The sequence below is a fragment of the Marinimicrobium sp. genome, assembly GCF_002695945.1.
Lineage (GTDB): Bacteria > Pseudomonadota > Gammaproteobacteria > Pseudomonadales > Cellvibrionaceae > Marinimicrobium > Marinimicrobium koreense.
Genome location: NZ_NZQP01000017.1, coordinates 21311 through 34238, shown reverse-complemented (window position 1 = coordinate 34238; position 12928 = coordinate 21311). Strand labels below are relative to the sequence as shown.

General features: G+C 58.6%; 11 protein-coding genes and 2 pseudogenes. All 13 read left to right on the top strand.

Annotated features, from left to right (window positions below; all coding sequences use genetic code 11):
* Positions 1-18: 18 nt before the first annotated feature.
* Complete coding sequence (locus CMG77_RS02795) at positions 19-1194, top strand: 3-phosphoglycerate dehydrogenase family protein (RefSeq protein WP_286903573.1); 1176 nt, start codon at positions 19-21, stop codon at positions 1192-1194.
* Positions 1195-1453: 259 nt separating this feature from the next.
* On the top strand, positions 1454-1852 hold the full coding sequence (gene flgB / locus CMG77_RS02790) for a flagellar basal body rod protein FlgB (protein WP_286903572.1): 399 nt from the start codon (positions 1454-1456) through the stop codon (positions 1850-1852).
* A 20-nt stretch (positions 1853-1872) separates the two neighbouring features.
* On the top strand, positions 1873-2316 hold the full coding sequence (gene flgC / locus CMG77_RS02785) for a flagellar basal body rod protein FlgC (protein WP_286903571.1): 444 nt from the start codon (positions 1873-1875) through the stop codon (positions 2314-2316).
* Positions 2317-2348: 32 nt separating this feature from the next.
* Positions 2349-3065: a flagellar hook assembly protein FlgD gene (locus CMG77_RS02780; RefSeq protein ID WP_286903570.1), complete on the top strand. Its 717-nt coding sequence runs from the start codon at positions 2349-2351 to the stop codon at positions 3063-3065.
* A gap of 32 nt (positions 3066-3097) precedes the next feature.
* A pseudogene (locus CMG77_RS02775) lies at positions 3098-5122 on the top strand (flagellar hook-basal body complex protein).
* Positions 5019-5447, top strand: coding sequence for a flagellar hook-basal body complex protein (locus CMG77_RS02770; RefSeq protein ID WP_286903593.1), 429 nt, complete (start codon positions 5019-5021; stop codon positions 5445-5447). Before CMG77_RS02775 ends, CMG77_RS02770 begins: the two are co-directional and overlap by 104 nt.
* A 151-nt stretch (positions 5448-5598) precedes the next feature.
* Positions 5599-6477 (top strand): flagellar basal body rod protein FlgF, encoded by an 879-nt coding sequence (locus CMG77_RS02765; RefSeq protein WP_502691735.1) that lies wholly within the window; start codon positions 5599-5601, stop codon positions 6475-6477.
* A 98-nt stretch (positions 6478-6575) separates the two neighbouring features.
* On the top strand, positions 6576-7361 hold the full coding sequence (gene flgG, locus CMG77_RS02760) for a flagellar basal-body rod protein FlgG (protein WP_286903568.1): 786 nt from the start codon (positions 6576-6578) through the stop codon (positions 7359-7361).
* Positions 7362-7575: 214 nt separating this feature from the next.
* A pseudogene (locus CMG77_RS02755) lies at positions 7576-7914 on the top strand (flagellar basal body L-ring protein FlgH).
* Positions 7871-8089: a flagellar basal body L-ring protein FlgH gene (locus CMG77_RS02750; RefSeq protein WP_286903567.1), complete on the top strand. Its 219-nt coding sequence runs from the start codon at positions 7871-7873 to the stop codon at positions 8087-8089. Before CMG77_RS02755 ends, CMG77_RS02750 begins: the two are co-directional and overlap by 44 nt.
* Before the next feature lie 29 nt (positions 8090-8118).
* The gene (locus CMG77_RS02745) at positions 8119-9219 is read left to right on the top strand and encodes a flagellar basal body P-ring protein FlgI (RefSeq protein ID WP_286903566.1); all 1101 of its coding nucleotides are present in this window, start codon (positions 8119-8121) and stop codon (positions 9217-9219) included.
* Positions 9219-10160, top strand: a complete 942-nt coding sequence (gene flgJ, locus CMG77_RS02740; protein WP_286807110.1) for a flagellar assembly peptidoglycan hydrolase FlgJ — start codon at positions 9219-9221, stop codon at positions 10158-10160. The genes CMG77_RS02745 and flgJ overlap by 1 nt, the downstream gene beginning before the upstream one ends.
* A 13-nt stretch (positions 10161-10173) precedes the next feature.
* Positions 10174-12924 (top strand): flagellar hook-associated protein FlgK, encoded by a 2751-nt coding sequence (gene flgK, locus CMG77_RS02735; protein WP_286807112.1) that lies wholly within the window; start codon positions 10174-10176, stop codon positions 12922-12924.
* Positions 12925-12928 lie beyond the last annotated feature (4 nt).

Here is a 12928-nt window from a genome sequence, read left to right as displayed (position 1 = left end):
ACAAAGACAGGAAGACTTATGTTCAAGATCAAGACNTACAACAAAATCTCCGTCAACGGCCTGAATCGCTTTGGCCGTGACCATTACGAAGTCGCCAGCGACATCAATGAGCCGGATGCTTACATNCTGCGCAGCCACAANCTGCACGATGAGTCTCTGCCNGCCAGCGTACGGGCCGTGGCCCGCGCCGGNGCCGGCGTCAACAATGTGCCGGTGGCGGATTACACCAAGAAGGGTGTGGTGGTGTTCAACACCCCCGGNGCCAATGCCAACGCGGTAAAAGAGCTGGTGCTGGCNGGCATGCTGCTGGCCTCGCGCGGCATCATTCCGGGCATGAANTACGTTCAGACGCTCACCGACATGACCGATGCCGANGAAATGAGCAAGTTGCTGGANAAGCAGAAGTCCAACTTCGCCGGCTCCGAGCTGATGGGCAAAACCCTGGGCGTTGTGGGNCTGGGCGCGATCGGNTCNCTGGTGGCCGAAACCGCCCTGGCGCTGGGNATGAACGTGGTCGGTTANGATCCGGCGCTGTCGGTGGAAGCGGCCTGGCGCCTGCCCAGCCAGGTGAGCCGGGCGGACAACCTGCAGTCGCTACTGAGCCGGTCNGANTTCATCAGCCTGCATGTGCCGGCCATTGANGCNACCAAACACCTGATCAANGACGAATCCCTCAAGTCCGTNAAAGAAGGNGCGGTGCTGCTGAACTTNGCCCGGGATGCCATTGTCGAGCCGGAAGCGATTGTCCGTAGCCTGGAGGCGAAGCGCCTGCGTCAGTACGTGTGCGANTTCCCGGANCCCTGCCTGCTGTCCCGGGATGACGTTTACGCCATGCCGCACATTGGCGCCAGNACCCTNGAGGCNGAAGACAANTGCGCGGTNATGGCCGCCGAGCAGCTCAAGGGNTACCTGGAGCACGGCAACATCCGCAACGCCGTGAACTTCCCGGAAGTNAGCATGGAGCGCACCGGCGAGCTGGGTTCACGCCTGACCTTCTGTAACGAGAACGTCTCGGGCGTTCTGGGCCATGTGCTGTCGGTACTGGCGGACCACGATATCAACGTGATTGANATGGTCAATAAGAGCCGGGGCGAGATTGCCTATAACATTATCGACCTGGAGCAGGCGCCCACTGAAGCGGTGGTGCAGGCCGTCTCCTCNGTCGAGCACGTGGTCTCCGTACGCGTGGTGTAAGAGCGGTGCCCGGGCCGCCTTGGCCCGGGCCTTTCCTCAAGCGGAAAACCCTTGCCGCTTTGCCTCTCCGGCCTTACCGCTTTTTTCTCTCCCCCGGATCCCCCTGGTCCAACGCAAGTAGTTCAAGCCATATTAACTTCCAGTAATTCCTTTTATTTCAANNAGTTANAAAACTTCNTGGTTGGCCTTNTGGCGTTGGCACAGGCATTGCTNTACTCCTTGTAAGTGTTAATGACTTTGCCGCTTTGGAGTAAAACCAATGGCCATATCCTTCGAATCTGCCNTGGGCGTTCACGAATCCGCGTTCAAGCTGCGTGCGCAGCGGGCGGAGCTGCTGGCCGACAACATGGCCAATGTGGATACCCCCAATTACAAAGCCAAAGATCTGGATTTCCGGCAGGCGCTGGAAGCCCAGACCNNTGGGCGCTCGGGCGTGAATCTCGCGGCCACNCACGGCNGGCACCTGAGNGGCTTTGAAGAANCCGGCCACCCGGATGCCAAATACCGGGTACCCCAGCAGCCCTCCATTGATGGCAACACGGTNGAAGAGCACATCGAACACGCGGAATACATGAAAAATGCCCTGGATTTTCAGGCCAGCTTTCAGTTCCTGAACGGNAAATTCAAAGGNCTCACCAGCGCGCTGCGCGGCGAGTAAACGGGTAGGGGAGTTAAGGTATGTCTCTGGTCAATATTTTTGATGTCGCCGGTTCCGGCATGAACGCGCAGACCGTGCGCATGAACACCACCGCCAGCAACCTGGCCAACGCCCAGACCGCCAGCTCCAGCGTGGATCAGGTGTATCGCAGCCGTCAGCCGGTGTTTGCCCAGATGCAGCGNGATGCANAGCTGCAAATGCAGGGCGGGAACCAGTGGGCGGAAGAGCCGGCTGGCCGCGGTGTTCAGGTGATGGGCATTGTGGAAAGTGATGCGCCGCTGCAGCGTCGCTACGAGCCCGATCATCCCCAGGCCGANGAAGAGGGTTATGTGTTTTACCCGAACGTCAATCCGGTGGAAGAGATGACCAACATGATTTCCGCCTCCCGTTCGTTTCAGATGAACGTGGAAGTGATGAACTCCGCCAAGCAGATGGTTCAGCGTGCGCTGACCCTGGGTCAATAAGGACTGACTGGACTTACTGAAGGTATCGAGCCATGAATCAGGTCAACAACGACAACGCCGCCAACAGCATCCTGAGCAATCTGAACATTGCCAACAAAAACAAGGATGAGGAAAAAACCAATGAGTTGGGGCAGTCGGCTTTTCTGGAGCTGATGATCACCCAGATGAACAATCAGGACCCGCTGTCGCCGCAGGATAACGGCGAGTTTATCGCGCAACTGGCGCAGTTCAGCTCCGTTGAAGGGCTGGAGCGTCTGAATAGCAAATTCGAAGATTTCAGCGGTTCCTTCATGTCCAATCAGGCGTTGCAAGCGTCCTCNTTGGTAGGTCGTCAGGTTACGGTGCCCTCGGAAACCACGCAGCTGTTTGAAGGCGGCATTATCAGCGGTTCGGTGAATCTGGAAAGTTCCGCCAGTGATATGCAACTGAACGTTTACAACCCCTCCGGTGAGCTGGTTTCCAAAGTGCCTNTGGGTGCTCAGCCGGAAGGTGAGNTGGCGTTCCGCTGGGACGGTCAGAATATGGAGATTAATGGCGANCTGCTCGATTGGGTGGGCAGTGAAGAGCCCTTGCCNGCCGGAGATTACCGCTTTGAAGTGCTCGCCATGCAAAACGGCGATCGCGAACAGCTCGAGACTGCACTCAGTGCCAATGTNAANAGTGTCACTCTGGGAGATGATGGTCAGTTGACGCTGAATCTCGCTGGAATCGGTGCCGTCAATCTCGGCGACGTCAAACAATTCAACTAAACGCTCCACGGTGTTAAGACGAGGATAAAACCATGCCTTTCAATACTGCGCTCAGTGGCATTCGCGCCGCCAGTTCCGACCTGGACGTCACCGGTAATAATATTGCCAACGCCAGTACCACCGGTTTCAAGTCGTCCCGAGTGGAGTTCGGTGATATCTACGCCGGTAGTATTCTCGGCACTACGGCCAACACCCCCGGCAGTGGTGTAAACCTACAAAACATTCGCCAGCAGTTCAGTCAGGGTAATCGGGTGTTTACCGACAACTCTCTGGACCTGGCCATTAACGGCACGGGTTTCTTTGTCACCAGCAATGGTGGGGACCGACAGTACACTCGNGCCGGCGCCTTCGGTCTGGACGATGAGGGGTTTATGGTGGCCAACAATGGCGCTCGCCTGCAGGGCTTTGCCGCTGATGACGCAGGCAACCTGAATGGCACCTTGAGCGATCTGCAAGTGGATGTCAGCGTACAGGCTCCACGGCAAACCACCGTGTCGGAAGGGCGTTTCAACCTGGATGCGAATGCGGCTGTGCTGGAAAGCAGCGGTCTGGAGTTCAGTACCGATGGCGCCGCGATGGGCATTGCACAGACTGGCCTCAAAGAAGCGACTTCCACCACCACGGATGTGGGTGCCATAGCAGTGCCCATTGACTTTGGAGCGCAGAACACGACATTTGATATTCAACTGAGCGGGTCCCAGCCGGCCTCTGGTAACGGCACTGTTTCCATAACGTTGGANTCCTCCACCGCCAACTCCGTGCAAGACATTGCCAATCTGATCAACAGNCAGATTTTTGGTGCCGCNGCACCGATCAANGTCCAGGCAGTGGCCGACGGCGGTAACCTGTTGTTTCAGGATCTNACCGAAGGGGTCAACTCCACGCTGGATATCAACAATGTGACCGGCGCCAATCCGCTGTCCACCGCGCTAACGGGNGCACCGGCATCCGACCCCGGCTTACCNGANGTCAGCAACGGATACCAGGCACAGATTTTCGAGTTCCTCCGTGAAAATGGTGATATCGTCAACTTCACCAGCGAAGAGGGNGCCTCTGCNGCNAANACCGCNTCNGAGNTGAANGCNCTNCCNGGNATTACCGCCTCAGCGCGNACCGAGGCGACTATNGTGGGNGGCTCGTTTNACAACAGNAACAACAANTTCNCNCTTAACGGNGTGCAGTTGAACTCCACCACANTNGATGGNCTGGCNAACGAAATCAACAATNTGGGNACCTCCCAGTTGGCCGGCATCAGTGCCCAGGTGAACAGCACCGGTGATCTGGAGATCGTATCCCGTGTGGGCACTGATCTGCGCTTTGGTTTTACTGGCATTCAGCCTCCCGGCACGCTGGATGTGATTGGTCGTACCGGNACGGGTACTCAGACGGTGAACACCAACAGCACCGACGTAGTGATCGGGGGTAGTTTGAACGTNCTGATGGACGAGGGNATNAGCTTGAACAGNACNACACCCAGTGTCGGTAACCTGTTNGCCCCNCTGACCGAAGACAGCTTTAACGANGTGGCCATCAACGCGTTTGANCCGAACGATCAGCGCACCTACAACCACTCCACNACCTCAACCATCTACGACAGCCTGGGTAATCCGCATACCCTGGAGCAATACTTNGTNCGNCAGCCCTACGACCCGGCGGATCCGAANACCTCNCCCAACCAGTGGATGATGTACGTGCAGGTGGATGGCCAGAACGTTGGCGANCCGGACCCGTCNCTGCCGGCNCCGGAGAACTCTCAGCCGACCATGGCGTCGTTCAATGTNCACTTCAACAGNGATGGNTCGCTNAATGANGACNTGACNGANGACATGNTGATTTCCAACTGGANNCCNAACAANGANGANGGNNCNGCCGCCGGNGCNCTNGGGCCCTCTNAACGTGNTNCANGGNGGNCAGNTNCCGGTNACNGAGCCGCCCAGCAGNTCNAACTTCCAGATTTCTCTGGATGGCACCACCCAGTTCGGCACCGACTTTGGTGTGGAAGAGCAGGATCANAACGGNTACACCACTGGGCGCNTGTCNGGGGTGGATATCAGTGAAGACGGTACCATCTTNGCGCGCTTTACCAATGGCGAAGCGGACGTTCTCGGACAGGTGGCNCTGGCCAACTTCAANAACGTGGAAGGCTTGANNCCGGTGGGNGACACCTCNTGGGTGCAAACNNCNGACTCCGGTGAGCCGGTGATCGGNNCNCCGGGCACNGCCCAGTTGGGNACGGTCAATGCCGGCGCGTTGGAGGAGTCCAACGTGGATCTGTCCACTCAGCTGGTGAACCTGATCATTGCCCAGCGTAACTTCCAGGCGAGCTCAAAAACCATCGAGACCGCCAANCAGGTGACCCAGACCATCATTAACCTGCGNTAANCGGGNTTAACGAAAGTGGGGTAACGGCGGATCGCACGNCAGTTTGCGTAGGGCGGATCGGTCCGACGCCTCGGAGCGCAAAGCGCGCATCCGCCGTNACCCCACCATCCACCAAACACCACCANACGCCCTCCGGACAACACGGCACCANATGGGTGCCCNACGCNCTTCACCACCACACAACCCCTTGACCACGATTTTCCGNCANTCTGGCACCCATCTTGCAAAACATCCCCCAACGGCCCAAAAAGCGACAATTTTTCCGCACCCATCGGGGGAATACACCATGGATAAAGCGCTCTACATCGCCATGACCGGCGCCAAGCACAATATGCTGGCGCAGACTAACCACTCCAACAACATGGCCAACCTGAACACCACCGGTTTTCGGGCGGACTTCGCTCAGGCCCGCAGCATGCCGGTGTACTACGGTGATGGTCATCCCACCCGCGCCTATGCCCTGACCGAGCGGCCGGCCACGAATTTTGAGCCCGGGCCCATGAANGCNACNGGGCGGGATCACGACATTGCTGTCCAGGGCGATGGCTTTATCGCCGTTCAGGCACCGGACGGCACCGAGGCTTACACCCGCGCCGGCGGCCTGCACATTGATCCCCTGGGTATTCTTCGCAACGGCAGTGGCCTGGCGGTCATCGGCAACGATGGTCCGATCGCTTTGCCGCCGCTGGAAAAGCTGGAAATCGGCACCGATGGCACCTTGTCAATTGTGGCTCAAGGTCTGGGNCCCGAGGCCATGGTGGAGATTGACCGGATCAAGCTGGTCAATCCGGACCTGGCCGAGGTGTCCAAAGGTGAGGACGGCCTGTTCCGTCTGGACGGTGGCGTACCCGCGCCAGCCGATGCCCAGGTGAGTGTGGCCACCGGCTTTCTGGAAGGCAGCAACGTCAACGCGGTGAACGAGTTCACCCAGATTCTCAGCCTGTCTCGTCAGTACGAAATGCAACTGAAGCTGATGCAGACCGTTAAGCAGAATTCGGAAACCTCGGCACGGCTATTGCAAAACGGTTAGTAACGTAATGCCAAGGGTCGGATTTAGGGCCCAAGGCGGAAAAACTTTGCCGCAAGGCGGCAAGCACTGAAGCAGATACCCGACAGAGAGAACACACCATGCACGCAGCACTGTATGTCAGCAAAACCGGTTTGAGTGCTCAGGACAAACAACTGACCACCATCTCCAACAACCTGTCCAACGTGGGCACGGTGGGTTTCAAGCGCGACCGTGCGGTGTTTGAGGACCTGCTGTATCAAACCCAGCGCCAGCCCGGCGGCCTTGCCAACCAGAACAANGAGTTGCCCTCCGGTTTGCAGTTGGGCACCGGNGTNNGAGTTGTCGCGACGCAGAAAGAATTTACNCCNGGCAGNCTCGAAGTGACCGANCAGGCATTGGATGTGGCCATCAATGGTCGCGGCTTTATCCAGGTACTTCAGCCCGACGGAAATCTGGCNTANACCCGCAACGGTCAGCTGCAGATCAACGGCGAAGGGGAGCTGGTCACCAANAGTGGCCTGTTGATTGAACCGGGTATCGTGATTCCGGAGAACACCAGCCAGATCAATATCAGTGAAGACGGCATCGTCTCCGCGCACTTCACCGACGATCCGCAGCCTCAGGAAATCGGTCAGATTCAGTTGGCGGACTTTATCAATCCGTCCGGTCTGGAAGCGATCGGTGGCAACCTCTATGTCGAAACCGTGGCCAGTGGCAANCCGGTGATTGGGGCGCCGTCGGAAGAGGGCATGGGGTCNCTCAAGCAGGGCATGCTGGAGAGCTCCAATGTGGACATCGTGCAGGAAATGGTGGATATGATTTCCACNCANCGCGCNTANGAGNTGAACTCCAANGTNGTNTCCAGCGCGGACCAGATGCTNCAGTACATTAACCAGACNNTGTAACGAGGCCTTCTGCCATGACTCACCGNNGCNCTGATNCGCTGCTGCCANCAAACTGNTCGCCCGNGNTGCNNTGCTNCTGCTGGNNGNGAGCGTGTCGGCGTGNNTNACNTACGANCGGCCGGTGCCNGGCGANCCGTANTACGCGGCNACCATNCCNACNGCGTCNAGNGTGCCNCAGCGNACCGAAGGNTCNCTGTANCANGGNAACTATGGNATGGCGNTGTANACCGACCGCAAGGCGTTGAACGTCGGCGACATCATCACNGTGACNCTNNCCGANCGNACNGTNTCNAGNAANAGNTCCGGNGTTTCNGTGGACAANGAAAGNGANCTGGATTTCAACGCNGGNCCGCTGCTGGGTACNAACCCNAGTTTTCGCGGNAACACGNTNGANACCAANCTGAGNCAGAACCGTNCCTTCAGNGGNGANGCNGGNGCCGATCANAGCAANAGNCTGNAAGGCAATATNACCGTGACCGTAGCGGANGTNNTNCCCAACGGGGCGCTTGGTGGTNCGCGGNGANAAGTGGATNACCATCAACCGCGGCGATGAATTTATTCGCATCAGCGGCATNGTTCGGCCNGACGACGTATCGCCNGATAACACGGTNCCNTCCACNCGGCTGGCCAATGCCCAGATTTCCTANAGCGGCACCGGCACCCTGGCGGACTCNCAGTCCATGGGCTGGTTGTCCCGGTTTTTTAACAGCGGTTACTGGCCATTCTGAGCGAGGCTGAACCTGTGAGAGGATTTTCCATGATCCATCGTATTCTGATCGCGNCCCTGCTGGCAGTGGCCAGTACCCTGGCTCAGGCCGAGCGTATCAAAGACATCGCCACGGTCGCCGGCGTGCGCTCCAACCAANTGGTGGGNTATGGCCTNGTNGTCGGTCTGGATGGCACGGGGGATCAGACCAACCAGTCGCCGTTTACCATTCAATCCTTCAACAACATGTTGCAGCAGTTTGGCATCACCGTTCCGCCGGGTACNCGGGTGCAGACCAAAAACGTCGCCGCGGTGATGATTCAGGCGGAANTGCCGGCCTTTGCCAAACCCGGCCAGACCATNGATGTNACGGTGTCCTCCATCAGTAATGCCACNAGCNTGCGCGGCGGCAGNCTGTTGATGACNTCCCTGAAAGGCCCNGANGGCCANGTNTACGCTCTGGCTCAGGGCAACCTGGTGGTGGGTGGCTTTGGCGCTGAAGGTCGGGACGGTTCCCGGATTACCGTCAACGTCCCCAGCGTGGGTCGCATCCCCGGTGGTGCCACGGTAGAAAAAGAGGTCAAAAACAATTTCAGTTCCGGACAGCCGGTGGTGCTCAACCTGAACCGTGCGGATTTCACCACCGCCAACCGGGTCGTCCAGAGCATCAACGAAATGCTGGGGCCGGATGTCGCCCGCGCCCAGGATGCGGTGTCGGTCTCGGTCAGTGCGCCTCAGGATCCATCACATCGGGTAGATTTTATTTCCCTGCTGGAAAACATTGAGGTCGAGCCCGGTGAGGAAGCGGCCAAGGTGGTTATCAATTCACGCACCGGTACCATCGTGGTGGGCCAGCATGTGCGCGTCTCCCCGGTGGCGGTCACCCACGGCAATCTGACCGTTTCCATTTCGGAAGACTATACCGCCGTGCAACCCAACCCACTGGGCGAAGGCGATACCGTTGTTCTGCCGGGCAGTGATGTGGAAATCACCGAAGAAACCAACCCGATGTTCAAGTTCGCACCGGGCAATACGCTGGAAGATATTGTTCGCTCGGTGAATAACGTCGGTGCCTCTCCCGGTGACCTGATGGCCATTCTGGAAGCGCTCAAACAGTCCGGTGCACTTAAAGCCCAGTTGATGGTGATCTGATGATTCCGCTCGATACAACACACGTTCGTCAGCAAGTGCAGGACAGTCTGCTGAACAACGACGGCATGGAAGCCCTGCGCGCCAAAGGTCGCAACGGCGACCCGGAGGCGTTGCGGGAAGTGGCTCGCCAGTTTGAGTCCATGTTTGTACATCAGATGTTCAAACAGATGCGCGCTACCAACGAAGTGTTTGGCAAAGACAGTCTGTTCAGCAGCGAGGAGAGCAAGTTCCACAAGGAAATGCTCGACCAGCAGATGTCCCTGGAACTGACCAAAGGCCGGGGTCTCGGTCTGGCGGAAATGTTGTATCAACAGATGGAAAGGGCCTACGGCGACAAGCTTAAACCGCAGAAAGCGGAATCCATGGATACCAGCCGGCTGGAACGTCAGTCTAACCTCTCGGTTCCGACCGCCCCGGTCACTGGCGGCAAAGCCCCTCTGGCGAACAGCCCGGCCGAGTTTGTGGAGCGCATCCGGCCCCATGCGGTTAAAGCGGCGGAGCAGCTTGGTGTGGCCCCACAGGCACTGATTGCCCAAGCAGCACTGGAAACCGGTTGGGGTCAGCATGTGATTCATACCGGCAGCGGTTCCAACAGCCACAATCTGTTCAATATCAAAGCCGACGGACGCTGGGAAGGGGATCGCATCAACGTCTCCACCATTGAATACCGCCACGGCTTGCCGCAAGTGGAGCGGGCGGATTTCCGTCGCTATGACAGTTATGAGCAGAGCTTTACCGACTATGTCCAGTTCCTGCAGGACAATCCGCGCTATCAGGAGGCTCTGAAAGCCGGTGACGATGCGGAGCGCTACGTGGAAGGATTGCAGGACGCGGGCTATGCGACCGACCCCGCCTACGCGGAAAAACTGAAGACCCTGATGCGCACCGAACCGCTGATGACCGTGGTTCGCAATGACGCCCCTAACCCGAACGATGCCTGATAGGTAAGCCACCATGTCCGGAATACTGAATACCGCCATCTCCGGTTTGCGCGTCAGCCAGGCGGCTTTGCGCACGGCGGGTCACAATATCAGTAACGCCAATACCGAGGGCTACACTCGCCAGCGCACCGAAGACGTGGCGCGGCCGGAACAGCGTTTGGGTAGTGCGGGCTATGTGGGCAGCGGTGCGAGCACTCAGTCCATTGCGCGCATTACCGACCAGTTTGTGTTGCAGCAACTGCGTACGGACACGACGAACTTTAACTCTCTGGACAAGTACAGCGGTAATCTGCAGAAAATCGACCGTCTGTTCGCCGACGAAACCACCGGTCTGGCGGGCGGATTGAAGAGCTTTTTTGCGTCGGTGCAGAATGCGGCGGACGATCCGTCGTCCTCCCCGGCGCGGCAGTTGGTGGTCACCGAGGCGGAAAGTCTGTCCAACCGGTTCAATACCCTGTATGACCGCCTGGCGGACATTGAACGCAATGTCATTCGGGAAATGGACTCTCTGACCGTCCAGATTAACGACTACGCGCAGAACATTGCCGATCTCAACCAGGCCATTGCGGAAAAAGCCCTGCCGGGTACCGGGAACGACCCCAATGACCTGCTTGACCAACGGGACGAAGCGCTACGCAAACTGTCCGAGCTGGTGGGCATTACGGCTGTGCAGCAAGGCCCCAACACGGTCAATGTGTTTTTGGGGCAGGGGCAAGCTCTGGTGGTGGGCACCTCGGCGAATCAGTTTGAAGTTAGCAACGCCGGCGAAGTGACCGTGGGCAAAGGCCAGCGGCGCTTTGATGTGACGGATCAATTGTCTGGCGGTCAGCTCGGTGGCTTGGTGGACTTCCAGCACGGCGTATTGCAAACCGCCAAAAATGAGCTCGGCCGGGTGTCCATGGCCGTGGCAGAGAGTTTTAACCAGCAACAACTGCAAGGGTTGGACTTGGACGGCGACTACGGCCAACGGCTGTTTCGCGACATTAACGATCCGGAGCTGATCGGTGACCGCTTTGTGTCCGGCAATAACGCCGCCCCGGACGACCGGCGGATGTCGATTGAGATTACCGACATCAGTCAGCTCAGCGCCAGCGATTATGACTTCAAGATTCTGGATAACACCAACAACTACGTTATCACCCGCCAAAGCGACAACGAGATTGTCAGTCAGGGCTCCCTGACCGGAAGCTATCCGCAAAGCTTCGAATTTGACGGGTTGAAAGTGACCCTTGAGGGCGGATCCTTCCAGGGCAACGATACCTTCACTCTACAGCCGACCAAGAATGCGGCGCGCTTTATGGAGACCCGGCTGAGCCGCCCGGAGGATTTGGCGTTTGCCTCTCCGGTGCGCACCAATGCCGATACGGCCAATGCGGGTACCGGGACCATCAGTCAGGGTGAAGTGCTGAGCAAGGTGGACGCCAACGGCGAGATTCTGCCGGCCTTCGCCACCGACGGCCAACTGTCACCGCCGCTGTTAGTTCGTTTCACCTCGGAAACCACCTACGACATTCTGGACAACTCGGATCCGGCCAACCCCAAGCACCTGGAGCCTCCGGTGCGAGAGCAGCGCTTTGTGCCGGGGCAGGATAACGCCCTGTTTGGGGAAGACCTGGGGCAGACCCGCGTCACCGGTGACGGTGCCCGGCTTGGCCTACCCGACGGCCGCACCGCTCAGACCGGCATTCCCGCCGGCGACCCGGCGCAGCCCAATGGCTATCCGGTCGAGCAACTGCGCTTCCGGATCACCGATCCGCAAACCGGTAACACAAGCACTCGCATCGTGGTCACGCAGCCGAACATGTCTGCCGGCCTGCTGGCGGATGAGCTCAGCCGTATGCCGGGGGTATCCGCCAATGCATTTACCAGCGCGACCCTGACGGACTTCCGTTTTGACGACACCAGCGCACCGTTCCAGATAACCCTGAACGGTGAAGCGCTGTTGGAGTACAACGGCGGCGTACTCTCCGGCGCTGTGCCCGATCCGCAGACCGATCCGGTGGCGTTTCAGGACTACCTGGCCCAGCGCATTGAAGAGAACGACAACCTCAAGGCCTTGGGCTTCCGCGCCGAGGCCGCCGCCAATCCGGTCACCGGCGAGCTGGAATTGCGAGTGGTGAACTCCTCCGGGGTGGATATAGATGTTCGGCTGGAGGCAAGCGCCGCAGGCCAGAACCAGCTGAGCGTCAACGACGGCACCGGCAACCCTGACGTGCGTTTGACCGGCACCGGTGCGGGTCAGCAATCCCAGGTCACCGTCGGTGGCCGGGTGGATCTGGTGATGGGCGAGGGCATTGAGCTGCAGACCGCCCCTTCGGGCAGCCAGCTGTTTGGCGACAGCGATGCGGAGGATTTTGCACCGTCGGCGTTTCTGGGCTATCAGGCCGTGATTAAAGGTCAGCCGAAGGCGGGCGATAGTTTTACCCTGGACTTCAATGACGACGCCACCAACGACAACCGCAACGCCTTGGCCATGGCCTCTCTAGAAACCGCCAAAATTCTCGGCGACGGGAAGCTGGGCCTGAGCGATGCCTACGGCCAGTTGGTGGAAAAAGTCGGCACAGAAAGCGCCTCGGCCAAAAGCAATCGCCAGGCGGCGGAGAGCCTGATGCAGCAGACCCAGAGCCTGCGTGACAGCATCAGCGGCGTCAATCTTGATGAGGAGGCCGCCAACCTGATCAAGTACGAGCAAGTGTACAACGCCAACTCCCGGGTGATCAGCGTCGCGCGGGACCTGTTTGACACCCTGTTGAATTCCATCTGACTGA

Excerpts from the sequence above, each read along its gene's own strand:
- flgJ (WP_286807110.1), top strand. The coding sequence starts at position 9,219 with ATGATTCCGCTCGATACAACACACGTTCGTCAGCAAGTGCAGGACAGT.
- flgK (WP_286807112.1), top strand. The coding sequence starts at position 10,174 with ATGTCCGGAATACTGAATACCGCCATCTCCGGTTTGCGCGTCAGCCAG.